The following is a 25,293-nucleotide window of genomic DNA, read 5'->3' as shown; positions in this document are numbered from 1 at the left end:
GGCTTTTTCTCGTCGAAGAAAATAAATAAAAGTGACGAAACAGGCGCACCCATCGGCAAATAATCATAATTTTATCTTGTAATCCGCTGCAATTACCGGGTTGTCCGGACACAGGATGTTGCACGTTTATAATGCAACACTGTGTCATGGTGGTTCAATTCTTCGCTCTTGCCGTCATGACGACGCATTCTTTCTATCTGTATTTTATTGGCGATATTTATAGTTTATTGAATTATATGATTTTTTCATATCTGGCACTGTTTTTGCCTTATCCCTTCTGAACACCCTTAATTTGCACCGTTTTGTCTTTCCGGCTGCACCGGAGCTTTCAGCAAATCTACTTTCAGGAGTGAAACTATGCAGCGTCGTACATTATTAAAAGCCTTTGCTCTTTCTGCCTCTGTGGTGGCTATGGGGATGAGTTTTAGCGTTCAGGCCGCCGACACCATTAAAGTTGGCATCATGCATTCGTTGTCCGGGACAATGGCTATTTCTGAAACGCCGCTGAAGGATGTGGCGTTGATGACCATTGATGAGATCAACGCCAAAGGCGGTGTACTGGGGAAAAAACTGGAGCCGGTAGTGGTCGATCCGGCGTCAAACTGGCCGCTGTTTGCCGAAAAAGCCCGTCAGTTGCTAAGCCAGGACAAAGTGGCGGTGGTTTTTGGTTGCTGGACATCGGTTTCGCGCAAATCTGTATTGCCGGTATTTGAAGAGTTAAACGGCCTGTTGTTTTATCCCGTGCAATATGAAGGTGAAGAGATGTCACCTAACGTTTTCTATACTGGCGCCGCGCCCAACCAGCAGGCTATTCCGGCGGTTGAGTATCTGATGAGTGAAGACGGTGGTAGTGCAAAACGTTTCTTCCTGCTGGGCACCGACTACGTCTATCCGCGAACAACCAATAAAATTCTCCGTGCCTGGCTGCATTCAAAAGGCGTTGCGGATAAAGACATTGAAGAGGTTTATACCCCGTTTGGTCACAGCGATTACCAGACCATCGTCGCCAGCATCAAAAAATTCTCCGCAGGGGGGAAAACGGCGGTGGTATCTACCATTAATGGCGACTCTAACGTTCCGTTCTATAAAGAACTGGCTAACCAGGGTCTGAAAGCGACCGATGTTCCGGTTGTTGCGTTCTCTGTTGGAGAAGAGGAGTTGCGCGGTATTGATACCAAACCCCTGGTAGGCAATCTTGCGGCCTGGAACTATTTTGAATCCGTTGATAATGCCACCAATAAGCAATTTATCGCTGATTATCGCGCCTATGCGAAAGCGCACAAATTGCCGAATGCTGATTCTGTGGTCACGAACGATCCGATGGAAGCCACGTATGTTGGCCTGCACATGTGGGCGCAGGCAGTTGAAAAAGCCGGAACGACGGATGTCGATAAAGTTCGCGCAGCCATGGCGGGGCAATCATTCGCGGCACCTTCTGGCTTTACGCTGACAATGGATGCAACGAATCATCACCTGCATAAACCCGTCATGATTGGCGAAATCGAAAGTAACGGTCAGTTTAACGTGGTATGGCAAACGGATGCCCCGGTCCGTGCCCAACCGTGGAGTCCGTATATCGCCGGGAATGATAAGAAATCTGAGCAGCCCGTCAAAACCGCCAGCAACTGATCTTACGCCCTCCTGTGGGAGGGCCCAATTTTGGAGAACGCTATCATGAAAGCCATGCGCTTTATTCGTGGCGTGTTGTTGCTGACGTGGCTTTTGCCGTGGATAGCGCAGGCAACAGATGCCGATACCTTCGCCGCGGCCAGTCGGACACAGCAGGCGACATTACTGGAACAATGGGCGATTAACCCCGATGTTCAGCGTTTACCTTTGCTTAATGCCCTGAGTGGCGAAAACCTGCTGACCGATGACGTTAAAAATGCGTTCACGATGAAAGGTTCACGTGTGCAATCTCTGGGGGCGGCGAGCACACCCAGTGGCGAATTAAAAAAAATCCGCCTGACTAACCGCCTGCGTAACCTGGTGGCTGGCACATTGGCTGTTCATCAGTTGTTAAGTGACAGTGTCACTTTTAGAATGGCTGCTGCCCGGACATTACAACGTGAAGCACTGCCAGTGATGCTGCCATTTTTGCAGCAAAGGCTAATGCAGGAGACGGATGCTGGCGTGAAATCCACCCTCGCGGTTGCTCTGGCAAACCTGCAACTGAACAGCACTTCGCCCGATATCAGACGCCAGGCCATCGAATTGCTGGGCGCATCCAATGATCCTGAAACACAAGCGCGATTACAGCCTTTCACCCAGGTGGAACATGAACCCGATGCGCGCGTACGCGCTGCCGCCAGCGAAAGCCTGAATACCATCGGACATCGAATGAAGGTTGGAGAGCTGCTTGGCCAGGCGTTTATGGGATTATCGCTGGGGTCTATTTTATTGCTGGCGGCGCTGGGGCTGGCCATCACCTACGGACTACTCGGCGTCATTAATATGGCGCACGGTGAAATGCTGATGCTTGGCGCTTACTGTACCTGGATGGTGCAACAGCTGATGAGCCAGTTTTTCCCGCAGTGGTTAGCCTTTTATCCGCTGATTGCGCTGCCGGTTGCCTTCTTGCTGACCGCCGCTATTGGAATGCTGCTGGAACGCACTGTGATCCGCCATTTGTACGGACGCCCACTTGAAACGCTACTGGCAACATGGGGGATTAGTCTGATGCTGATCCAGTTGGTGCGTATGACCTTTGGTGCGCAAAACCTCGAGGTAGCTAACCCGGCGTGGCTGTCGGGTGGTATTCAGGTCTATGCCAATTTGATTTTGCCGTGGAACCGGATTGTGGTGCTGGGATTTGCCATTCTGGTGCTGTTCTTCACGTGGTTGTTGCTGAATAAAACCCGTCTGGGTATGCGCGTGCGGGCGGTGACGCAAAACCGCAGCATGGCTGACTGCTGCGGCGTTCCCACGGGGCGCGTGGATATGTTGGCATTTGGTTTAGGCTCCGGCATTGCCGGACTTGGGGGCGTGGCGCTATCGCAGTTGGGCAACGTGGGACCAGAACTGGGGCAAAGCTACATCATTGATTCATTTTTGGTGGTGGTGCTGGGTGGCGTTGGACAGCTTGCCGGGAGCGTCGCGGCGGCGTTTGGTTTGGGGATTTTCAACAAGATTCTCGAACCGCAGGTTGGGGCCGTCCTCGGCAAAATTATGATTCTGGTGCTGATTATTCTGTTTATTCAAAAACGTCCGCAGGGGCTGTTTGCGCTAAAAGGGAGGGTCATTGACTGATGACGATGCCAATGACATTAACGCTGGCGCGCAAAGCGCCGCGTATTACCTGTGTGCTGGGACTGACTTTACTGCTGGCACTGATTATTCTGCCATTTCTCGCGCTGTTGCCTACGGATCATCCGCTGGCGATATCTGTCTGGACACTGACACTGGTTGGGAAAATTCTCTGTTATGCCATTGTGGCAGTTGCCCTGGATCTGGTGTGGGGATATGCCGGAATGCTGTCGCTGGGCCACGGTATTTTCTTTGCGCTGGGCGGTTATGCGATGGGGATGTACCTGATGCGCCAGGCATCTGGTGAAGGGGTGCCCGCTTTTATGTCGTTCCTGTCGTGGACTGAACTTCCGTGGTTCTGGTGGGGAACGCAGCATTTCCTTTGGGCGATGGTACTGGTTGTTATGGTGCCAGGCTTGCTGGCGTTGATATTTGGCTGGTTTGCCTTCCGCTCAAAAATCAAAGGTGTCTATTTCTCCATCATGACGCAGGCACTGACCTTTGCCGGTATGTTGTTGTTCTTCCGTAACGAAACCGGGTTTGGCGGTAATAACGGATTTACTGGTTTTACCACCATTCTGGGATTTTCGGTGACGGCGACCACGACACGTATTGCGTTGTTCCTGGCGACCGTTGTGCTGCTGACTCTGGCGCTGTGGCTAGGGTGGGCGCTGGCTCGCAGTAAATTTGGCCGTATTTTGACAGCCGTTCGCGACGCTGAAAATCGGTTGATGTTCTGCGGGTATGACCCAAAGGGCTTCAAACTACTGGTGTGGACGCTCTCTGCTGTCCTGTGCGGACTGGCGGGGGCGCTGTATGTTCCGCAGGTGGGTATCATTAACCCCAGTGAAATGTCACCCACCAACTCAATTGAAGCTGCGATTTGGGTCGCACTGGGTGGGCGCGGTACATTGATTGGCCCGGTGTTTGGCGCGGTACTGGTGAATGGCGCTAAAAGTTGGTTTACCGTCATCATGCCTGAATACTGGCAACTGTTTCTCGGCCTGATTTTTATTGGCGTTACGCTGTTTTTGCCTCGTGGCGTGATTGGTCTGTTTCGCAAGGGAGACAAATAATGCAGCCAGATGAAGGGCTTTTTACCCGCCAGATGCCGGGCGATCGTTTTCGCAATCAAACAGATCCCGTGCTCCAACTGGAAAAAATAAACGTTAACTTTGATGGTTTCCAGGCGCTAACGGATTTGACGTTCAATATTGGGGTTGGCGAGTTACGCTGCGTAATTGGACCCAATGGCGCGGGAAAAACCACGTTGATGGATGTCATCACCGGTAAAACGAAGCCACAAAGTGGGCGGGCGATTTACGATCAATCCATTGATTTAACTTCACTCGACGCCATCGCCATTGCTCGCCAGGGCATTGGTCGCAAATTTCAGAAACCGACCGTTTTTGAAGCGTTGACGGTGGAAGAGAACCTCGAGTTGGCGATGAAAAATGATAAATCCGTTTGGGGTTCCTTACGGGCGTGTTTATCGGGAGAACAGCGGGATCGCATCGATGACATGTTGACGCTGTTGCGACTGAGTAACGAACGCGCCCGTCGTGCCGGACGCCTTTCCCATGGACAGAAACAATTTCTGGAGATTGGTATGTTGCTGGTGCAGGAGCCGCATTTGTTGCTACTGGATGAGCCGGCTGCCGGGATGACGGATGCCGAGACGGAATACACCGCTGAACTGTTTCGCCAGCTTGCCGGAAAACATTCTCTGATGGTGGTTGAGCACGATATGGGGTTTGTTGAGAGTATTGCTGATCACGTCACGGTATTGCACCAGGGGCGGGTACTGGCCGAGGGGAGCCTGCGCGATGTTCAGGCCAATGAGCAGGTGATTGAAGTGTATCTCGGACGCTAAGGAGTGCTGATGCTACAGGTAAATGAACTAAATCAATACTATGGCGGCAGCCATATCCTGCGCGGCGTGAGTTTTGAGGCGCGTATCGGTGAAGTAACATGTCTGCTGGGGCGTAATGGGGTTGGCAAAACGACACTGCTGAAGTGTCTGATGGGTCTGATTCCAACCCGCAGTGGCAGCGTTATCTGGCAGGGTAAAAACATTACTCTCCGTAAGCCACATCAGCGGGTGCAGGCGGGGGTAGCGTATGTGCCGCAGGGCCGCGATATTTTTCCTCGCCTGACGGTTGAAGAGAATCTGTTGCTGGGACTCTCCCGGTTTTCAGCACAAGAGGCAAAACGTGTACCGGATGAAATTTATGCGTTGTTTCCGGTATTACAGGAGATGAAATACCGGCGGGGCGGTGATTTGTCGGGCGGGCAACAGCAACAGTTAGCTATTGGCCGGGCGCTGGCCAGTCGCCCGCAGTTGTTGATCCTCGATGAGCCAACAGAGGGGATCCAGCCTTCGGTGATAAAAGAGATTGGCCTGGTTATCAGCCAACTGGCCCATCGTGGTGATATGGCTATATTGCTGGTGGAGCAGTTTTATGACTTTGCCGAACAGCTTGCAGACAAATACCTGTTAATGTCGCGAGGAAGCATTATTCAACGCGGATCAGGTGAAAATATGGCAGCAGAAGGTGTGCGTGGGTTGGTTGCCATTTGAATCAGGCGACAGTGCCGTTTTGGCACTGTCGCAGTAATTTTCAGCAGACTACCGGCTGGCTCCAGGGTTTGGCGCGCATGCCTTTTATCATTAACGTCCAGGCAAGGACAATCGCCACCATTAGTGCGACAAACAGTGACCATGGGGGCAGTGTGGTCAGGATGACCCCGCTGACTAATGGGTTTACCGCCGCGCCAAGCCAGCCCAGTGACTGGGCGGAAAAGTAACTGGCTTTCATGCCTGCCGGTGCGATGTTGTCGATCAGCATGTATTCACCCGGCGCGTAGATGACCTCGCCAATGGTGAAAAAGGCGGCTGAAATCCCCCAGAACAGCAGGCTGTTGCCAGAGAAGGTAAAACCGACCAGACCGATAACAAAAAAAAGTGTACCCGCAGCCATCAGAGGGCGGATGTTTGCAGACGTCAGTCTGCGTCCGACAGCATATTGCAGTGATACCACAATTGCCGCGTTGACGGGCAGGACGACCGCCACCACTTTCTCAGCAAAATCGCCATCGGCAACCACCATCACGTACTGAGAAATACAGGATGCAAATGCACCACCGACAAACGAGGCCAGAAAAGCAGACAACGTAAACCAGCATAATGCTTTATCGCGCAGCAAAACCGAGGGTGACCATACTGTCGCGTTCAAACCTTCAGAGGGGATTACGGAGCGTTTTACCCATGTCTGGATAAACACCAGCGGGAAGGCTGAACATATGGCCGCCAACCAGAACGGCAGGTTAATGCTTTGCATGACCAGTAGCGTGCCCAACGGTGGGCCAACGGTCCAGCCGATGTTCAGCACGGTGTAGTTAAGTGAGAAAATCTTTGTTTTGGTGGTGGCTGAGAGGTTATCGGCAAACCAGGCTTTCAGCACGGTTGCAAACACGGAGTAGGCACAGTTGATCAGCGCGAAGAGCAGCACCACCACCACCACGTTATGCACCAGTGGAATCGCTATAAAGCCGCAAGCAAAGCCCGCGATCGCCAGCAGCATAAAGCGTTTTTTTTCAAATTTATCGGCCAGGATGCCGAATCCAAGACTGAAAACGACGCCAATAGTCAGTGCTACTGTCATTGCATAACCGATCAGATCGACACCCAGGCCATACTGACGACTGAGGTAAATCGTCATGAATGGTAGCGTAGCTCCGCGTCCAATGGTTAATAACAAAGATGACGCGAGTAACGCGAGAGTGGACCTTCTCAGTGAGATATTCATTTTCCTGCCCGACAGTGCATGTTGTTATGTTTTTTTTAGATATCAGAAACAAATAGCATGCTAAAAGTGTGATGTACACTCAATAAGTTGTCTGAAAATGCCCTGTGTGGCCTACCTGAATTAATGATCTGTTACGGTACAACGATTTCCGTTACCTTAACTTGTTTACAAAAATTTAATATTTGTAGGGGCGGTGGTATGTCGCGTAAAGATGGGTTGCTGGCGTTACTGGTTGTTGTAGTTTGGGGGCTGAACTTTGTTGTCATTAAGGTAGGGTTACACAATATGCCACCGTTGATGCTGGCAGGCTTGCGCTTTTTACTGGTGGCGTTTCCCGCAATTCTTTTTGTTGCCCGCCCGAAGATCCCGCTCTCGCTGTTACTTGGCTATGGCCTGACCATCAGCTTCGGTCAGTTCGCTTTTCTGTTTAGCGCCATCAAGTTTGGGATGCCTGCCGGTCTGGCATCGCTGGTTTTACAGGCGCAAGCGTTTTTCACTATCGTGCTGGGCGCGTTCGCCTTTGGCGAGCGTTTGCAGGGGAAGCAACTGGTCGGTATCGCGCTGGCAGTGTTCGGTGTGCTGGTATTGATTGAGGCGAGTCTCAATGGACAACATGTCGGTATGCTTGGCTTTATGCTGACGCTGGCGGCGGCACTGAGTTGGGCCTGCGGCAATATCTTTAACAAGAAAATTATGCAGCATACTTCGCGTCCAGCGGTCATGTCGCTGGTGGTGTGGAGCGCGTTGATCCCAATTGCTCCATTTTTCCTGGCCTCATTACTTCTCGATGGCCCAACGCAAATAACCCAAAGTTTGGTGGCGATAGATTTGACGACCATCCTGTCGCTGGTTTATCTGGCGTTTGTGGCGACCATCGTGGGTTATGGCATCTGGGGTTCTTTACTCGGACGTTATGAGACCTGGCGTGTCGCACCGCTGTCGCTGTTGGTGCCAGTAGTTGGCCTGGCGAGCGCGGCCGTGCTGCTGGATGAAACGTTAACCGGGCTGCAACTGCTTGGCGCGCTGTTGATCATGGCGGGGTTGTATATCAACGTGTTCGGTTTTCGCTTGCGCAAGATTGTGCAGGTGAGGGGTTAAAAAAAAGCCCCGCAGTGACGGGGCAAAATAATTACAGGCTGTGCATATTGTAGTAAGGCACGCCTAATTCATCGGATTTATCGCTGCCGGCACCCATATGATTAAAATCGAACGGAGATTGATCGTGCGCAGGGGGCATAATCATCGCGTCGCGATTATTTTGCGTTGTCGGTTGCGGGGTTTGTTCCGCCATGCTCTGGCCCGACACAACAAGCAGCAGGGCCAGCATCGCATAAGACAGAAGTTTCATGATTTCCTCGGTTACGTCGTTAACTGGCGATTAGCAATTGCATTGATTGAGCGGTAGCAAATACCGGGATTCGCCATGCATATTCGTCATCCGATATTTATGCGGCGGTACATCAAAATAGTTCTTGAATGTCCGGGTCAACGTTTGCTGAGACTCAAAACCGTAACGCTCTGCAAGATAGAGGATCGGTTCGTTACTCTCTTTCAATTTTTGCGCTATTTCAGTCATTTTACGGCTACGGATATATTGACCTAATGAATGGCCGGTTTCTTTTTTGAACATCCGCTGCAGGTGCCATTTGGAGTAACCTGAACGCTCAGACACTTTTTCCAGCGAGAGTGGCGATTCAAGGTTATTTTCGATCCAGTCCAAAATGCTATGAATAGTGATTGTGTCAGTATTGCGTCTGGACATCGTCATACCTCTTTCTGTTTACGGCAGGACTTTCTTAAGCAAATGCTCAAGCGTGGTGACTTCATCCGCCGTTAAGTTTTTTGTTAGTTCCTGGTGCAGGTCTTGCCCTACTAATTGATGACACTGCTCGCAAATTGCTGCGCCGTGCTCGGTGAGTTTCACCAGCACACCGCGCTTGTCATGTGGATTCGGAAGCCTTTCTATCCAGCCTTTACAGGCCAATCTGTCCAGCATCCGCGTCAGGGCGCCAAGATCGACAGACAGCACTTTTTTCAATTCGACAGGGGTAATGCACACCGCACAACGGATGGAGCAGAGCACCTTAAACTGCGATGCCGTGATATCCAGCGGTGACAAATAGTCGTTTAATAAACGATCTTTTTTCTGATTAACCATGTAGATCAAACGACCCAGTGGGATGATTTCATTGAACAGATCACTGGTGCTTTTCACAATGGTTGCCCTGGCAAGTAGTTAGTCACGGCTGATATTATTGCTTAGGCAAATATAAGTCAAATGAATGAGTAGCCGCATGCCACGTTTTGCTAAAACATCAGGAACGCGTTACGCATAGCGTGTTTTTAACGTTCTGATCCGTAGGGGTTATGCGTAAAGAAAACAAATGAATCCTTACATCGACAACATGGCTTAACCCTGGAGTTTGCCCTTATACTTGCCGTTGACGAAAAACGCACAGGAAAGATGACATTATGATGGACTTGTTTAAAGCAATAGGACTGGGGCTGGTAGTCCTGTTACCGCTGGCAAACCCGTTAACCACCGTGGCGCTGTTTCTCGGCCTTGCTGGCAACATGAACAGCGCAGAGCGTAACCGTCAGTCATTAATGGCGTCTGTCTATGTATTTGCCATTATGATGGTCGCGTACTACGCCGGGCAGGTGGTAATGAATACGTTCGGGATTTCGATTCCCGGGTTGCGTATTGCGGGCGGGTTAATCGTTGCGTTTATCGGCTTTCGCATGTTGTTCCCTCAGCAGAAAGCGCATGATTCTCCGGAAGCGAGAAGCAAATCCGAAGAACTGGAGGACGAACCGACGGCTAATATTGCCTTTGTTCCGCTGGCCATGCCGAGTACTGCCGGCCCGGGGACGATTGCCATGATCATCAGTTCTGCCTCTACCGTGCGGCACGGCACCGAATTCCCGGACTGGGTGATCATGGTTGCACCGCCCATTATTTTTGCTGTCGTCGGGGTTATCTTGTGGGGATGCCTGCGCAGTTCTGGCGGAATTATGCGGCTGGTGGGGAAAGGTGGGATCGAAGCTATTTCCCGTCTGATGGGCTTCCTGCTGGTGTGTATGGGTGTGCAGTTTATTATTAACGGCGTGCTGGAAATCATCCAAACCTACCATTAAACAACGTGCCCGGTATGTCTACCGGGCTCTTTTCTTATTGCTGCTGTGGTTGCTCTTCCAGCGTTACCGGCCATTTGCGGAAAATAATCACTGACCAGATCAGCGCTGCAACGGCAGGGAGTGCACCGACGTAACCAATCGTCGACATCGACCAGTGCAGACTTACCTGATTTCCCACCAGTGCCCCCGCGCCAATACCAATATTAAAGATACCGGAGAACAGCGCCATTGCGACGTCAGTGGCATCCGGAGCCAGCGCCAGTACTTTCACCTGCATTCCCAGACCGATCAACATAATGGCGATGCCCCAGAAAATACTCAGGACAGCCAGATGCATTTCGCTGTCAGCGGCGGGGAGTAACAGCACCAGGCATATCGTCAGCAGGGCAATGGCGCTGCTAATCAGTACAGAGGCGTGTTGATTACCCAATTTCCCGAATATGATGCTCCCGACAATACCCGCGCCACCCAGAACCAACAGTAACACGGTGGCAAAGTTTGCGCTCAGCCCGGCGACGGTCTGCACAAAGGGTTCGATATAGCTATAGGCCGTATAATGCGCGGTGACCACGATCACCGTCAGCAGATACAGGCTCATCAACGCCGGACGGCGAAATAACACCGGCAGACTTTTTAATGAACCGGAATGCTCACTGGGTAATTTGGGCAGGAGCTTAATCAGGCAAAGCAGGGTAATTAGCGCGCCCATACCGATGGCAAAGAAGGTGGTGCGCCAGCCAAAATACTGGCCGACGATGCGTCCGATAGGCAGGCCTAATACCATCGCCAGCGCGGTGCCGGTCGCAATCAGACTGAGTGCCTGCGCGCGTTTCCCGGCCGGAGCAAGGCGGATCGCCAGCGATGCAGTGATCGACCAGAAAATGGCGTGTGCGAAAGCAATACCAATACGGCTAATAACCAGCACGGTAAAATTCCATGCCAGGAAAGAGAGTACGTGGCTGGCGATAAACACGACAAACAGGCAGATCAGCAGCTTGCGGCGTTCTACCTGACTGGTGAGCAGCATGAAGGGCAGCGACATCAGGGCCACCACCCAGGCGTAGATCGTCAACATGATCCCAACCTGCGCGGTCTGCATATTAAAACTTTGCGCGATGTCGGACAGCAACCCGACCGGGACAAACTCAGTGGTATTGAAAATAAAACCGGCAATAGCAAGCGTAACTACCCGTAGCCACGCGACCTTACGGGAAACAGTGTCTGTTGTCATATGTATAAATCGGGTTAGCTGCGAAAAGGAGAGGTGGCGATCTTAAAACGTTTACTGGTGAAAATACAATCATTTCGTGATTAAGATCACGCTGCTTTGCGGATGATAATGCGGTGCGTTACGACAAAAAATAAAGCCGGTCAGTACTACTGACTGACCGGAGAATACCGTTACCAGAGCGAGTTTAGTGCAGCTGCGCTTCTTTCATGCACAACGCCTCATGCTCATTGTCGATGATTGGCTCAACTTTACCCATCAAAAATAGATAGTTCAAAATTCCCAGAACCACCAGTGCGGCAGAGAACACCAGCGCCCAGGTAAAGGAGCCAGTGGCTGCAACAATGGCTCCGGTAATAATTGGTCCTACCGCGCCCCCCATATTGGAGACAGTATTCTGTAACCCTGCAACAATCGATACGCTGTTTTTAGGCGCAACGTCACCCGGTAGTGCCCAGACCTGCGAGGCGGCAACCGTGGTGCCTGATTTCGCCACGCACAGTAAAAACACGGTCATAAACACGGAATCAGTAAAAGGGGCAAAACCAATACATAAAGCCATTAACAGACCGATTGTCAGGAATAATTTTCTAGTGGCAGTCAGCGACAGGATCCGCTTATGTACCATACGGTCAGAGGCCCAGCCGGCAAAGACTTCTATCACCATCCCACATAATAATGGCAGGGCGGCAACCATCCCCATTTTGATAAAATCCATTCCTTTATCTTTTACCAGATAAGTGGGTAGCCAGGTAATAAAGAAATAGGATGTATAGTTGATGGTAAAGAAACCGATACACATTGCCCAAATATTACGGTAGCGTAACAGTTTATACCAACGCATCGGTAATACGGATTTGTCGCCATGTTTTTGCTTTTGCCCTTCGCGAATATGTTTAATTTCGCTTGTACTGATCCTTTTATGGTCTTCCGGGTTTTCTGTATAAATAAAATACCAGGCAATGACCCAAAAAATGCCTACACCACCAATAATCAGAAATGTCATCCGCCAGTCAAACTGGTAGATCATCCAGACAATAAGCGGCATCGCAACGGCACCGCCAAATTTAGAGGCACTGTCAAATAATCCTGAGACGGTGGCCCGCTCCCGATCCGGGAACCAGCGCGCAGCGATCCCTGCATTGCTTGGATAGGCGGCGGCTTCACCGACGCCCAGAGCGAGTCTTAATGCGAGTAGAGATTTAAATCCAGTGGCTAAACCCATCATTGAGGTGGCGATTGACCACCACGCGACGGCAAAACCCAGACCTTTTTTCTGACCAAAACGGTCTGCAAACCATCCTGCCGGTATTTGCAGTAAAGAATATGACCAGAAGAACGCCGCCATAATAAACCCCATCATTTCAGGATCGAGTTTTAGCTCATCAATGAGGTGAGGTGCTGCAGCCGATAATACCGTCCGGTCAATATAGTTAATTGCAATAGCAAGCCACATTAATCCCGCAATCCACCAACGAATTCGGGATTTTTCTGCAAAATTATTCATATATCTGGCCCATGGTAGATGTTCATTTTTATTATTGTGGAAAGGGTAGGGTTATCTCCACAATGTTATAATCCGTTCATGATGTTTTTAGGTTTACGCTGATGAATGACATGTTCAATGATGTTATAAACGCATTGCTCGCCTATATTGCTGATCGCGCCCTCGGTATATCCTGCAATATGTGCCGTAGGGATGAAATTATTGAGCGCAAATAAGGGGTGTGAATTGCACGGTTCTTGTAAAAAGACATCGGCGGCAGCACCCTTAATGACACCCTGCGTGAGAGCCAGAAAGAGATCCTCTTCATTAACGACACCACCGCGTGAAACGTTAATGAGATAACTAGTGCTCTTCATTTTTTTCATCTGTGCTAAATCAAAGAGATCTTTGGTTTCTGGCGTCAGCGGAGTGTGTAACGTGATGAAATCACTTTGTTCTGTTAGTTCATCGAGCGAAACGTATTCAATGTGATTATCTGCGGCGAACTGTGCATCCTGCCATGCGTCGTGAGCCAGTACGCGCATATTAAAGCCGCGGGCTCGCAGTGCAACCTGTTTACCGATGTTACCTAACCCAATAATGCCAATCGTTTTTCCATATACATCGGAGGCGAAGATCCGTGGCCAGTTTCCCGCGCGGGTTTGTTCAATCGCGTAGGGAAGCTGACGCGCACAGTTAAGGATCAGGGAAAACGCAAAGTCTGCGACGGCATGTTTATTGGCATCCGGCACATTGGTAACAAAAATACCTTTTTCACGCGTGGCATTGAGGTCGATATTATCGACGCCCACGCCGTGTTTGCAGACGATTTTCAGATTCGGTGCCGCAGCTATTAGTCCGGCATTAACATCGGTAAAAGCGACGATCATTGCCACTGTCTGTTCCAGATGAGGTGCAAGCGCTTCTAAACCGGCATCTGCAGGAAGCATGATTAATTCAAGTCCGGCGTCGTTAAGCAGTTTGATCGGTTGCTGATCGTATTTGGCAAATGAAGGTGATGTACAGATGACGTTCATAATACAATCCTGTTAGTTAAGCGGCGTTGCCGCCGCTGTAAAAGTGTCTATCGTAAATAGTTATTGATAATTTGCTGAATCTGGCGTTCCTGATGAGCATCAAACGTGACAGCGTAACGGCTTGCGCCTACCTCGTGCCCCATGATTTGCAATGCTTTTTTGACTGCGGCGGGCGAGAACGCCACTTTATAGAGCTCGGTTCGCAAACCTGTGACGCTTTCCTGTGCTTCATGCGATCCGACAACATCACCGGCCTTGAATCGCGCCCAGATAGCGTTAATTTCTTTTGGCGCTACGTTCGCCAAACCGGAAATACAGGCTGAACAGCCATCAACAAATCCCTGATGAATGAGTGAATCTGGACCATTCAGCACATCAAATCCCTCGATATCTTTAACTGCATCCAGGAAGCCGCTAAGACTTTCATAACTGCCGGCACTATCTTTGATCCCGATAATGTTCGGGTGTGCCGCCAGCACTCTGGCTGTTTCCGGTTCAATGGTATTTCCCGTACGTGCCGGAATGTTGTAGAGAAATACCGGTACCGATAGCGCGTCGGCAATCGCGGTATAGTGAGCTATCAGTTCCTGTTGTTTGAGCGGAACAAAATACGGGGTAATCACCGATACGGCATCGACGCCCAGTTTTTCTATTTGCTTGCCGAGACGAATGGTTTCACGGGTAGAGATTTCACCAATATGCGCCACTACGTTCGCCCGCCCGGCAACTTCCTCAACGCAGGTGCGGGTCACTGCTATTTTTTCTTCCTCGTTAAGCACAAAAAACTCACCGTTTGTGCCGCCGCAGAAAATACCGTTTCCGGCATTTAACTGGCGGTTTACCTGGTTTCTCAGTTCTTTAAGGTTAAGCCCGCCGTCGTGGTCGAACGGGGTGACGATTGCCGTCAGTACACCACAGATTTTCTTACTCATGATTCACTCCTTTGGTATTCAGTTCTGGAAACAGAGTTTGATAAATGGCCTGAATATCCTCATGGCTCACCTCGCAGGGAGCATTATTCATCAGGCGTTTTACGTTCAGCGCGGCATCGGCCAGTGCGGGAATATCAGTAGACGGTACACCAAGCGTTGCCAGGTTATCGGGCAGGCTCAGTCGTTTCACAAGCGCGGAGAAGTATTCCACCAGCGCGAAAGATTTTTCTTCGGCACTCAGAGTGCGATCGTCATCAGGCAACAGATCCCAGACCTGAGCGAATTTGTCTACCACATTAGGACGGATAGCTTTCATGCAAGGTGCTAACAGAATCGCGTTGGCTACACCATGAGGCAGGTGATAACGCCCCCCGAGCGGGTAAGAAAGTGCATGGACAAGATGAGTTCCGGCATGATTAATCGCTACTCCGCCATAATAGGACGCCCACAGCATTTCCAGTTTAGCCAGCAAATTGTTCGGTTCATTAACCGAAGTTTCGATGTTCTTCAGCAATTTCTGTAACCCGATGAGCGCCGCGTTATCGCTTACCGGATTGGCCACAGTAGCGGTAAAGCACTCAATCAGATGACATAACGCATCAATTCCGGTTGATGACGCAATATGCGCTGGCATGCTGGTAGTCAGTTCAGGCAACAGGGCAACGTAATCTGGTAATAGCACCGGAGCAATGATCCCGACCTTGGTGTTTTGTTCCGGGATTGCCAGAATCGCATTGGGCGTCGCTTCAGAACCCGTACCCGCAGTGGTAGGGATCAGCACTGAAGCTACGCGGTGTAGCGGTTTCTCGCCTGCCAGCATGGCGTCAAGAGAAGGGGATTCGGGATGACATAGGACGGAGAGCAACTTCGCCACATCCAGTACGCTGCCACCGCCAATACCTATCACCATCTCTACGTTAAGACCTTTAACGCTTTCTAACAGTGTCGCAACGTCATGATGACCCGGCTCGGCAGGTACGTTATCAATAAGTGTTACCTGGCGGCCATCGTTACTTAATAAGGCGCGGATATGCGCCACTGCGTCCAGCCTGACGATATTGCTATCCGTCACCAGTAACAGCTGGCGTTTACCTGCCAGTAACGGCTCCAGTGCGGGGATAGCATTCGAACCGCTAATCACGGTGCTATTGATTGTTGCCACAGCATTCTCCTGTTGTTCGAGTGATTGAATTCGCTCACTGAGGTTCAGGAACGATTGCATCATGGGCTAAATTTATAATTTATCTCGGAACTGAATAACTTGAGCTTGCTCACATTTAATCAAATGTGATTGAATATAATCATTATCAATATTCAACAACCCGGAGCATGGATGAGTAGACATGTTGTAAGACCCCAGATCCTTGTCATTGCTGATGACTTTACGGGGGGAAATGATGCGGGAGTGAGTCTGGCGCTGACGGGAATGACGGTGAACGTCGCTTTCACATTGCCCTGTGCCGATGATGCAGATGTGCTGGTCATCAACACTGATAGTCGTGCTCTGGAGGCAGAGCAGGCCGCCGCCAGAGTAAGTGAGCTGGCGCTTGCGAGTCAGTCAGGTCCTCAGACGCAATGGCTCAAGAAAATGGATTCAACATTGCGTGGAAACCCAGGGGCCGAACTGGACGCGTTAATGCGGATTACAGGTAAAAAGCGGGCCATCGTGGCACTGGCTTGTCCCTCAGCAGGGCGAACCACCGAGCAGGGGCAGTGCCTCGTTAACGGTATTCCCGTAACGCAGACTGAATTTGCCAGCGATCCGAAAACGCCGGTCAATAGCGCCGATATCTGTGAGGTGTTACAGGCGCAAACCGCCATTGCGTGTCGGGCCATGTCCCTGAACGACTATCTGCAGCACCTCAGAGAGCCTGCTGCGAAAACGCCACAAATCTGGGTGGTGGATGCCCGCACGCAGACCGATCTTGATGTCATTGCTACGGAAGCGCTGATGCAGGAGGAACCGCCGCTGCTGGTGGGGTCTGCCGGGATCTGTGACGCGCTGGCCCGCCATGTCCGGACACCATCCTCACAGTGCTTACTGGCGGTAGTGGGTTCAATGAGTGAAATCGCTCAACAGCAGATTGCTGCAGTGTGTCAGGACCCGCGGGTGGAGACTGTATTCATTGATATCGAAAATATCTTCAGCGGCATCCTGACAGAGTATGTGCAGCGTATCGCCAGGGTTCTCATCTCAGGTAAACACTGCATCGTTCATACCTGTCCCGACAGCGAATCACGCCATCATATTCCAATGCTGTGCGCGCGCCTGGCGATGAGCCGCGCGCAGCTCGGTGAAACAATCTGCCAGTTTCTTGCACAGCTTACCCGCCAGGTGCTGCAGGAAGTCTCGCCTGGAGCGCTGTATCTTTCCGGCGGTGATGTCGCAATGGCGATCGCAGATGCGCTGGAGGCAACAGGATTCCGTATTACCGACCGTGTGGCCCAGTGTGTGCCGTACGGTCATCTTGCCGATAGCTACTGGCAACGCCCGGTTATGACAAAAGCAGGGGGATTCGGTGACGAAACCACTCTGCGTCAGGTTTTAAATTTCATCGAGGAGAAAATGAGTGAATAACACGATAGCGGTAACCATGGGCGACCCGGCAGGTATTGGACCGGAGATCATTATTAAATCGTTGGTGGAGGGAGAACTGTCTGGCGCGCCGGTCGTCGTTGTGGGTTGTGCACAAACGCTGAGGCGCATCCAGGCATTAAATGTCACGCCGCCTGTGGAACTCCGGGTGATCGATAACGTAACCCAGGCACAATTTGCCCCTGGTGTTATCAACGTAATTGATGAACCTCTTGCCGATCCTACCGCTCTTCAGCCGGGCGTAGTGCAAGCGCAGGCGGGCGATCTGGCCTATCGCTGTATTAAGCACGCCACCGCGCTGGCGCTCAGCGGGGAAGTGAAAGCCATTGCCACTGCGCCGCTGAATAAAGAAGCACTGCACATGGCAGGACATCATTATCCCGGCCATACCGAACTGCTGGCGCAACTGACCAACAGCCAAGACTACGCGATGGTGCTGTATACCGAACAGCTTAAAGTGATTCATGTCACCACGCATATTGCACTACGTAAATTCCTTGATACGCTCAGTGAGCAGCGAGTGAAAACAGTCGTTCAGGTCGCAGATGATTTCCTGCGTCGTGTCGGGTTTGATAATCCACGTATTGCGGTCGCAGGCGTCAACCCCCATGCCGGTGAAAATGGCCTGTTTGGCGAGGAAGAGATAACGATTGTCGGACCCGCGGTGCAGGCAATGCAAGCGAAAGGGTTGAATGTTACGGGACCCTGTCCACCGGATACGGTATTTATGCAGTGCCACGAAGGTATGTATGACATGGTGGTGGCGATGTATCACGATCAGGGCCATATTCCGCTAAAATTGCTGGGATTCTATGATGGGGTGAATATCACCGCCGGATTGCCGTTTATTCGCACCTCTGCGGACCACGGTACGGCGTTTGATATTGCCTGGACAGGTAAAGCCAAGTCTGAGAGCATGGCCGTGTCCATCCAGTTAGCAATGCAAATTACGCGGGATTAAAATGAAGGGATATAATCGGTTAGAACAGATTATGGATTATCTGAAAGGGCATAATCTGGCGACAGTTGAGCAGCTTGTTGCTGTGACTCAGGCCTCTCCGGCGACCATTCGTCGCGACCTGATTAAACTCGATCAGGAAGGTGTTATCAGCCGTACTCACGGCGGTGTGACGCTTAACCGGTTTATCCCTTCGCAACCGACCACGCATGAGAAAATGCAGCGTAGCCTGCTGGAAAAACAGGTTATTGCCAGCGCGGCGGCAAGTCTGGTGAAAGCCGGGGACGCCATTGTCCTGGATGCGGGAACGACGATGATTGAACTGGCGCGCCAGCTTACTCATTTGCCGTTGCGCGTCATCACCAGCGATCTGCACATTGCGCTATTTCTTTCTGAGTTCAAGCAAATTGAAGTGACGATCATCGGGGGGCGTATTGATGACTCCAGCCAGTCCTGTATTGGCGAACACGGGCGAAAACTGCTGCAAAATGTGTGGCCGGATATCGCGTTTCTAAGCTGTAACGGCTGGGACCTGACCCGCGGGATCACCGCACCGACGGAAGAAAAGGCCGGTCTGAAGCGCGACCTGATTGCAAACGCCAAACGTCGCGTACTGCTGGCAGACAGTTCAAAATACGGTGCATGGTCACTTTTCAACGTCACACATCTGGATGCGTTAACGGATATCGTGACCGATGCGCGACTCAATGAAGAGGTACGGCAGCAGCTTGAGCAACTGCCTTGCCATCTGACGTTCGCCAGTTAATCCGCATTTTGCGACAGCTGAGGTTCCAGTATCTCAATAAATGCTTCCAGCTGTCGCGTCATCGCCCCCCGACGCCAGACCAGCCACGTATTTAACCAACGCCAGTTTTCACTTAGCGGCCAGGCATTGACCTGATGGTGGCCGGGCATGCTTTCCAGCATAGAACGTGGAATCAGCGCAATTCCTGCGCCGGCAATCACACAGGCCAGCATGCCGTGGTAGGACTCCATTTCATGGATCGTGCCGGGCATCGCGCGATCGGCGTGAAACCAGCTTTCAAAGTGGCGGCGATAGGAACAGTTGGCGCGAAAGGCATAGATATTGTAACCATTCACATCGCTGGCTCGTTTGATGGGTGGGTGCCCGTGTGGGGTGACAATCATCATCTCTTCACGGTACACCGGCATTCCTTCAAGACCTGGATGGGTAATAGGGCCATCAGCAAAAGCGGCGTTCAGCGTACCGTCCAGCACACCGTCCAGCATGGTACCGGACGGTCCTGTTGCCAGTGCAAACTGGATTTTAGGGTAGCGCTGATTATATTCGGCAAGTGTGGCCGGAATACGCACGGCGGCTGTACTTTCCAGCGACCCCAGAGAGAACAATCCCTGTGGTTCATCACCAGCGACCACCATCCGCGCTTCTTCTACCAGCGCCAGGATCCGCTGGCTGTAACGCAAAAAATTGTGCCCCGAGGGAGAAAGCCGCAGACGTTGATTTTCACGAATAAACAGATCGACGCCAAGGTCAGCTTCAAGCTGGCGAATACGCGTGGTGAGATTGGACGGCACGCGATGCACCTTCGCCGCTGCCTGCGTGATGCTGCCGGTCTCTGCGACGGCATTGAACATTTCCAGTTGCGTCAGATCCATAATTTTCTCTATTCGTGAACGGAATGGTTAATATTATTCATTTTTCAGAAAGAGTAAACCTGCGCATGATATAACCATACCTTGCGAGAAAGAGAGGCACTTATGACCATCACAGCAGCAACACATGCTATTTCCGTTGACCCGACCAGTGGCGAAATGCTGACGGCAATGCCGTGGGCCAGCGCCGATGAGATTACCCACGCGCTGAATCTGGCGGCGACGGGATTCCACGCATGGAAACACACGACCGTCGCCCATCGCGCACAGATGTTGCGCCGGGTCGGACAGGCGCTGCTTGAACGCGCCGAAGAGATGGCGCAGTGTATCTCGCGCGAAATGGGTAAGCCCGTCAGGCAGGCTCGTGCGGAAGTGGCGAAATCTGCGGCATTATGTGACTGGTACGCCGAACATGGGCCAGCGATGCTCAGTACCGAGGCCACGCAGGTTGAGAATAACCAGGCCGTTATTGAGTACCGTCCCCTGGGGACTATTCTGGCGATCATGCCGTGGAACTTTCCGCTCTGGCAGGTTATGCGCGGCGCCGTGCCGATTTTGCTGGCCGGAAATGGCTATCTGTTAAAGCATGCACCGAATGTCACCGGTTGTGCCGCGATTATCGCCCAGGTGTTTAGCGATGCGGAAATACCGGCTGGGGTATATGGCTGGGTGAATGCCGATAACGCCGGGGTGAGTCAGATGATCAATGACCTGCGTATCGCGGCGGTAACGGTGACGGGCAGCGTTCGTGCTGGTGCTGCGATTGGCGCTCAGGCCGGTGCTGCGCTGAAGAAATGCGTGCTTGAGTTAGGCGGTTCCGATCCGTTTATCGTGCTTAATGATGCAGACCTTGATTTAGCCGTCAAAGCAGCAGTGGCAGGGCGTTATCAGAATACCGGGCAGGTTTGTGCCGCAGCGAAACGCTTTATTATTGAACAGGGCATTGCCGCAGAATTCACCCGACGGTTTGTTGCGGCAGCCAGCGCACTGAAAATGGGCGATCCGCTAAATGAAGAGAACGATCTCGGCCCAATGGCTCGTTTTGATCTGCGGGATGAACTGCATCAGCAGGTTGAAGCCTCACTGGCTCAAGGGGCGCGCTTACTCCTCGGCGGGGAAAAAATAGCCGGTCAGGGTAATTACTATGCCGTGACGGTGCTGGGTGATGTTACGCCGGAAATGACGGCATTTCGCCAGGAACTGTTTGGCCCGGTTGCGGCGATTACCGTCGCGAAGGATGCTGAGCACGCATTAGCACTGGCTAATGACAGCGAGTTCGGCTTGTCGGCCACGTTGTTTACTGCGGATGAGGCACTGGCGCAAAATATGGCGGCCCGTCTGGAGTGTGGTGGCGTGTTTATTAATGGTTACAGTGCCAGTGATGCTCGCGTTGCTTTTGGCGGCGTGAAGAAAAGCGGTTTTGGTCGTGAGCTTTCTCACTTTGGTCTGCATGAGTTTTGCAATGTGCAAACCGTCTGGAAAAACCGTCTCTGATAGCCCGGGTGCCTCTGCAGGGGCACCCGTCTTATTTCTGCAATAAATTTGTCATTTACTCTGCGTACACTCGCGCCTAACGCTTTGATACAGAAGAGTAATATGAACATAACGCAAATTTTTCGTCGCCTGATTCCCCGTCAATTTGGTCTGTTAACCGGTATCATTTGTATTATTGCGCTGTTCTCTGTTTTGCAGATTGCATCTTCGCTTATGCTCTCAGTTTCTGTCAGGGACGCGCAGATTAATGAACAGCATAATCAGCAGGTGCTTTTACAACAGTCGAAGATCGATGAAGCAAGGGTGGCGTTGTTATCTGCCAGCGACTTACTTAATCGTGCTGGCGTTTACTTTATGCAGGATGCGGCTACCGGCTCGGAAGGGAGCTGGCGCCCGTTAATGGAAGAGGCTCAGCATGCGTTAACGCAGTCAAAAACGGCATGGGATGCCTGGCTTGCAATGGATCCGCATCAGCCTCCCGACTTGATGGAGAGCTATCGGCGTTTTTATAGCGGTATTCAGGAGCAGGCCGATGGATTAATGCAATCCAATAGCATTGATGCGTTTTTTGCCGTGCCTGTGCAGGCGTTTCAGACAGACTTTAATGAAAATTATGCACGTTTTCAGCAAGACAGTTTCCAGCAGACGGAAAAAGGGCGAGAACAGCTGTTGACCAGTCTTGAACGTTTACAGCACCTCTTTTTATTTATTCCTCTTGTGCTGGTGGTGATTGCGGTACTGGTCTGGCGCAGTATGTCCCGCTGGGTAATCGCGCCGCTGAGACGACTGATCGATCATATTGATGTGTTAGCGGCTGGCGATCTTTCCCGCCCCGCACCGCAAGTGAGCCAGTTTAATCGTGAAGTAACACAACTGAGCTCACGTATCGACGCAATGCAGCAAGGGCTTCGAATGCTGGTACAGCAGGTGAATGATGCTACGACCTCCATGGTGGGAAATATCACTCAGCTTACGCAAAGCAATAAACAGTTATATCAGCAATCCGCGAAACAGAGCGATGAGCTAAATACGGTGACTTCGCATATATCGTTTCTGGAAACACATGTTGAGGATAACAGTGGGTTTGCTCAACTGGCGAATCAACGCGCCGTGCAGGCGCGGGATATTGCTGCGGGTGGCGATCGGATGATGGCAACGGTAAATGCATCGATGCAGGCGATTGTTGCCCGTTCATCAGAGATGCGCGGGATCATCTCACTGATTGACAGCATCGCGTTTCAGACCAATATTCTGGCGTTAAATGCGGCGATTGAAGCTGCGCATGCTGGTGAACAAGGGCGTGGATTTGCGGTTGTTGCAAAAGAGGTTGGCTTGTTGGCGAGAAAAAGCAGTCAGTCCACGCAGAATATTCAGGCGCTGATTCATCATTCATTAGCGGGAATTGACGAGGGATTTCATGCGGTGAACGGACTGGATGACAACTTACAGCAGGTTATATCGCTGGTGGAAAATCTTGGTGCCTTATTGAATGATATTTCTGCTGCGACGATGAATCAAGGAACCCGTATTCACGAGTTGACCAGTCAGCTTCAGGCTCTGAATAACGAAGCCCGTCAGACCAGCGATCTGGTGAACGCCGCGTCTGATTCCTCCCTACAGTTACACCATGAATCTCATCAGCTTATGCAGGCCGTGGCCAGATTCCGTCTTCCGGCCTGACGCGGTGTATTTAGCTCTGTTATACTCGCAGGCCTTTCATACCTGCGAGCAAGGAGCATGTTGTGGCCAGGGCCATGGACAATTCAATTTTAGAGACCATTGTGCAGCAGGTTCGTCCGCTGATTGGTCAGGGAAAAGTTGCCGATTATATTCCTGCATTAGCCTCCGTCGATGGCTCAAAACTGGGTATTGCCATTTGCACCGTTGATGGTCAGCACTATCAGGCGGGGGATGCGCAAGAACGTTTTTCTATTCAGTCGATTTCAAAGGTGCTTAGCCTGGTTGTCGCAATGCGTCATTACGAGGAAGACGAGATCTGGCAACGTGTTGGCAAAGATCCTTCTGGTCACCCGTTTAACTCGCTGGTGCAGTTGGAAATGGAGCAGGGTATACCGCGTAATCCCTTTATCAATGCCGGGGCATTGGTGGTTTGCGATATGCTGCAAGGTCGCCTGAGCGCGCCACGGCAACGAATGCTGGAAGTGGTACGTGCATTAAGCGGCGTTTCAGATATTGCTTATGATGCGACGGTTGCTCGCTCTGAGTTTGACCATTCCGCCCGCAACGCGGCAATTGCCTGGCTGATGAAGTCCTTTGGCAATTTTCATCACGATGTGACGACCGTTCTGCAAAATTACTTTCACTACTGTGCGCTGAAAATGAGTTGCGTGGAACTGGCGCGGACCTTCGTGTTTCTGGCTAATCAAGGGAACGCTTTCCATCTCACCGAGCCGGTAGTCACGCCGATGCAGGCGCGGCAGATTAACGCGCTAATGGCGACCAGCGGTATGTATCAAAATGCCGGGGAGTTTGCCTGGCGGGTAGGTCTGCCGGCGAAATCGGGTGTCGGTGGTGGCATTGTGGCGATCGTGCCGCATGAGATGGCGATTGCGGTCTGGAGTCCGGAGCTGGATCCGGCAGGGAACTCGCTGGCGGGTATTGCGGTACTGGAACAATTAACTCAACAGTTAGGACGCTCGGTTTACTGATGAACACGCTCGACCCGCTTTTTGCCCGACTGGCGAAATCGACTTTCCGATCGCGGTTTCGTCTCGGTCAGAAAGAAAGACAATATTGTCTGGAAAAAGGTGCGCCGGTCATTGAACAACATGCGGCCGATTTTATTGCTAAGCGACTGGCTCCCGCGTTCCCGGCCAATGACGGAAAACAAACGCCGATGCGCGGACATCCGGTGTTTATCGCTCAACATGCCACGGCGACGTGCTGTAGGGGATGTCTGGCCAAATGGCATGATATACCTCAGGGGCAACCGTTGAGCGAGCAACAGCAACGTTACGTTGTCACTGTTATCTACCACTGGTTAGTGCTGCAAATGAATAAGCCATAGATAACATAATCCTATGATTCGACTCCTTGTGTTATGTAATTGTTAATTGCAGTATGAAGGGGTCAATCTAAGGAGACTAAATGGCTACCCACACCCCCTGCTTTATACTGAGCGCGGAACAGATCCTGTCGAGAATCGACGAGCTTAGTGATGTCCTTGAACAGTGCGTGAACGATGGCGCATCTGTCAGTTTTATGCTCCCTTTTAACCGCGATAAGTCACGGCCTTTTTGGACGCGTGTTGCACAAAGTGTCTCTTGTGGAGAACGCATTGTTCTGGGGGCTGAAAATGCGCAGGGGACGCTTGTTGGAACCGTTCAGCTCATTATCGATCAACCCGAAAACCAGCCTCATCGTGCAGACGTTGCCAAACTTCTGGTTCATACCTCCGCACGGCGGTGCGGGATCGCCCGGGAATTGATGAATACACTGGAAATTTGCGCACATCATGAGGGGAAAACCCTCCTGGTTCTTGATACGTCTACTGGCAGCGCCGCAGAGTTGTTCTACCACAATTGTGGATGGCAAAAAGCAGGGGTAATCCCTGGCTATGCAAAAATGCCTGATGGAACACTGGCCGGGACCACACTTTTTTATAAAACGCTCTAATTTGTCACCGGGCATTGATCAAAACAGGGTTTCATTGTATTAAAGTTTGCTAACCTATTAGACCAATTTAATCAGGTTGTATGACTAATCATAAAGGG

At 51.4% G+C, this 25,293-nt stretch carries 25 protein-coding genes; 15 read left to right on the top strand and 10 right to left on the bottom strand.

Features of this window, described 5'->3' with window-relative positions; genetic code table 11:
* Positions 1-357 precede the first annotated feature (357 nt).
* Genes urtA through urtE form a run of 5 tightly spaced genes read left to right on the top strand, consistent with a single transcriptional unit; the run spans position 358 to position 5,827 of the window.
* Positions 358-1,629, top strand: a complete 1,272-nt coding sequence (gene urtA, locus IB196_RS11495; RefSeq protein WP_149692311.1) for an urea ABC transporter substrate-binding protein — start codon at positions 358-360, stop codon at positions 1,627-1,629.
* A gap of 45 nt (positions 1,630-1,674) precedes the next feature.
* On the top strand, positions 1,675-3,249 hold the full coding sequence (gene urtB, locus IB196_RS11490) for an urea ABC transporter permease subunit UrtB (RefSeq protein WP_188231708.1): 1,575 nt from the start codon (positions 1,675-1,677) through the stop codon (positions 3,247-3,249).
* Positions 3,249-4,322: an urea ABC transporter permease subunit UrtC gene (gene urtC, locus IB196_RS11485; RefSeq protein ID WP_005122757.1), complete on the top strand. Its 1,074-nt coding sequence runs from the start codon at positions 3,249-3,251 to the stop codon at positions 4,320-4,322. The genes urtB and urtC overlap by 1 nt, the downstream gene beginning before the upstream one ends.
* Positions 4,322-5,119 (top strand): urea ABC transporter ATP-binding protein UrtD, encoded by a 798-nt coding sequence (gene urtD / locus IB196_RS11480; RefSeq protein WP_188231612.1) that lies wholly within the window; start codon positions 4,322-4,324, stop codon positions 5,117-5,119. The genes urtC and urtD overlap by 1 nt, the downstream gene beginning before the upstream one ends.
* A gap of 9 nt (positions 5,120-5,128) precedes the next feature.
* Positions 5,129-5,827, top strand: a complete 699-nt coding sequence (gene urtE / locus IB196_RS11475; protein WP_005122752.1) for an urea ABC transporter ATP-binding subunit UrtE — start codon at positions 5,129-5,131, stop codon at positions 5,825-5,827.
* Positions 5,828-5,867: 40 nt separating this feature from the next.
* Here urtE and ydeE read toward each other — a convergent pair whose 3' ends face one another.
* On the bottom strand, positions 5,868-7,055 hold the full coding sequence (ydeE, locus tag IB196_RS11470) for an efflux MFS transporter YdeE (protein WP_040231112.1): 1,188 nt from the start codon (positions 7,053-7,055) through the stop codon (positions 5,868-5,870).
* Between the two features lie 198 nt (positions 7,056-7,253).
* Here ydeE and eamA point away from each other — a divergent pair, with 198 nt between their 5' ends.
* Positions 7,254-8,153 carry an O-acetylserine/cysteine exporter gene (gene eamA, locus IB196_RS11465; RefSeq protein WP_005122748.1) on the top strand — a complete coding sequence of 300 codons (900 nt, stop codon included), beginning with the start codon at positions 7,254-7,256 and terminating at the stop codon, positions 8,151-8,153.
* 31 nt (positions 8,154-8,184) lie between these two features.
* Here the strand turns inward: eamA and marB are convergent, their stop codons facing one another.
* The 3 genes from marB to marR are packed head-to-tail and all read right to left on the bottom strand — an operon-like array spanning position 8,185 to position 9,270.
* Positions 8,185-8,403, bottom strand: a complete 219-nt coding sequence (marB, locus tag IB196_RS11460) for a multiple antibiotic resistance protein MarB (RefSeq protein ID WP_005122747.1) — start codon at positions 8,401-8,403, stop codon at positions 8,185-8,187.
* Between the two features lie 30 nt (positions 8,404-8,433).
* Positions 8,434-8,817, bottom strand: coding sequence for an MDR efflux pump AcrAB transcriptional activator MarA (marA, locus tag IB196_RS11455; protein ID WP_003032424.1), 384 nt, complete (start codon positions 8,815-8,817; stop codon positions 8,434-8,436).
* An 18-nt stretch (positions 8,818-8,835) separates the two neighbouring features.
* Positions 8,836-9,270 carry a multiple antibiotic resistance transcriptional regulator MarR gene (gene marR / locus IB196_RS11450; protein ID WP_040231108.1) on the bottom strand — a complete coding sequence of 145 codons (435 nt, stop codon included), beginning with the start codon at positions 9,268-9,270 and terminating at the stop codon, positions 8,836-8,838.
* Between the two features lie 257 nt (positions 9,271-9,527).
* Here marR and IB196_RS11445 point away from each other — a divergent pair, with 257 nt between their 5' ends.
* A complete protein-coding gene (locus tag IB196_RS11445; protein WP_040231106.1) occupies positions 9,528-10,193 on the top strand; it encodes a MarC family NAAT transporter in 666 nt (221 codons plus the stop codon).
* A 34-nt stretch (positions 10,194-10,227) separates the two neighbouring features.
* Here IB196_RS11445 and IB196_RS11440 read toward each other — a convergent pair whose 3' ends face one another.
* The 5 genes from IB196_RS11440 to IB196_RS11420 all read right to left on the bottom strand — a co-directional run bounded on the left by IB196_RS11440 (position 10,228) and on the right by IB196_RS11420 (position 16,038).
* Entirely contained in the window at positions 10,228-11,424 is a 1,197-nt protein-coding gene (locus IB196_RS11440) for a sugar transporter (protein WP_040231104.1), read from the bottom strand.
* A 184-nt stretch (positions 11,425-11,608) separates the two neighbouring features.
* The gene (locus IB196_RS11435) at positions 11,609-12,928 is read right to left on the bottom strand and encodes an MFS transporter (RefSeq protein WP_005122737.1); all 1,320 of its coding nucleotides are present in this window, start codon (positions 12,926-12,928) and stop codon (positions 11,609-11,611) included.
* Positions 12,929-12,993: 65 nt separating this feature from the next.
* Positions 12,994-13,944, bottom strand: coding sequence for a phosphoglycerate dehydrogenase (locus tag IB196_RS11430; protein ID WP_005122736.1), 951 nt, complete (start codon positions 13,942-13,944; stop codon positions 12,994-12,996).
* A 47-nt stretch (positions 13,945-13,991) separates the two neighbouring features.
* Positions 13,992-14,876 (bottom strand): dihydrodipicolinate synthase family protein, encoded by an 885-nt coding sequence (locus IB196_RS11425; RefSeq protein WP_188231613.1) that lies wholly within the window; start codon positions 14,874-14,876, stop codon positions 13,992-13,994.
* Entirely contained in the window at positions 14,869-16,038 is a 1,170-nt protein-coding gene (locus tag IB196_RS11420) for an iron-containing alcohol dehydrogenase (protein WP_149692306.1), read from the bottom strand. Before IB196_RS11420 ends, IB196_RS11425 begins: the two co-directional genes overlap by 8 nt.
* Before the next feature lie 171 nt (positions 16,039-16,209).
* Between IB196_RS11420 and IB196_RS11415 the strand changes: the two genes are divergently transcribed.
* Genes IB196_RS11415 through IB196_RS11405 form a run of 3 tightly spaced genes read left to right on the top strand, consistent with a single transcriptional unit; the run spans position 16,210 to position 19,196 of the window.
* Positions 16,210-17,454 carry a four-carbon acid sugar kinase family protein gene (locus IB196_RS11415; protein ID WP_040231100.1) on the top strand — a complete coding sequence of 415 codons (1,245 nt, stop codon included), beginning with the start codon at positions 16,210-16,212 and terminating at the stop codon, positions 17,452-17,454.
* Positions 17,447-18,433, top strand: coding sequence for a D-threonate 4-phosphate dehydrogenase (locus IB196_RS11410; RefSeq protein WP_188231614.1), 987 nt, complete (start codon positions 17,447-17,449; stop codon positions 18,431-18,433). Before IB196_RS11415 ends, IB196_RS11410 begins: the two co-directional genes overlap by 8 nt.
* A gap of 1 nt (position 18,434) precedes the next feature.
* Positions 18,435-19,196, top strand: a complete 762-nt coding sequence (locus IB196_RS11405) for a DeoR/GlpR family DNA-binding transcription regulator (protein ID WP_005122722.1) — start codon at positions 18,435-18,437, stop codon at positions 19,194-19,196.
* On the opposite strand, the gene IB196_RS11400 is transcribed toward IB196_RS11405, so the two are convergent.
* Positions 19,193-20,068 (bottom strand): LysR family transcriptional regulator, encoded by an 876-nt coding sequence (locus IB196_RS11400; RefSeq protein ID WP_005122720.1) that lies wholly within the window; start codon positions 20,066-20,068, stop codon positions 19,193-19,195. The genes IB196_RS11405 and IB196_RS11400 overlap by 4 nt on opposite strands.
* Before the next feature lie 102 nt (positions 20,069-20,170).
* On the opposite strand from IB196_RS11400, the gene sad reads away from it, so the two are divergent.
* The 5 genes from sad to IB196_RS11375 all read left to right on the top strand — a co-directional run bounded on the left by sad (position 20,171) and on the right by IB196_RS11375 (position 25,195).
* Entirely contained in the window at positions 20,171-21,559 is a 1,389-nt protein-coding gene (gene sad / locus IB196_RS11395) for a succinate-semialdehyde dehydrogenase (RefSeq protein WP_188231615.1), read from the top strand.
* Positions 21,560-21,661: 102 nt separating this feature from the next.
* Positions 21,662-23,239 carry a methyl-accepting chemotaxis protein gene (locus IB196_RS11390; protein WP_040231093.1) on the top strand — a complete coding sequence of 526 codons (1,578 nt, stop codon included), beginning with the start codon at positions 21,662-21,664 and terminating at the stop codon, positions 23,237-23,239.
* Positions 23,240-23,301: 62 nt separating this feature from the next.
* Positions 23,302-24,228: a glutaminase B gene (gene glsB / locus IB196_RS11385; RefSeq protein ID WP_005122714.1), complete on the top strand. Its 927-nt coding sequence runs from the start codon at positions 23,302-23,304 to the stop codon at positions 24,226-24,228.
* Positions 24,228-24,587, top strand: coding sequence for a DUF4186 domain-containing protein (locus IB196_RS11380; protein ID WP_005122713.1), 360 nt, complete (start codon positions 24,228-24,230; stop codon positions 24,585-24,587). The genes glsB and IB196_RS11380 overlap by 1 nt, the downstream gene beginning before the upstream one ends.
* Before the next feature lie 80 nt (positions 24,588-24,667).
* On the top strand, positions 24,668-25,195 hold the full coding sequence (locus IB196_RS11375; RefSeq protein WP_005122711.1) for a GNAT family N-acetyltransferase: 528 nt from the start codon (positions 24,668-24,670) through the stop codon (positions 25,193-25,195).
* Positions 25,196-25,293: the final 98 nt, after the last annotated feature.

Origin of the sequence: Citrobacter sp. C6_1 (genome assembly GCF_014596835.2) — a bacterium.
GTDB lineage: Bacteria > Pseudomonadota > Gammaproteobacteria > Enterobacterales > Enterobacteriaceae > Citrobacter > Citrobacter pasteurii.
Note: the sequence above shows the minus strand (reverse complement) of the source record. Positions and strands in the feature narration are given on the sequence as shown.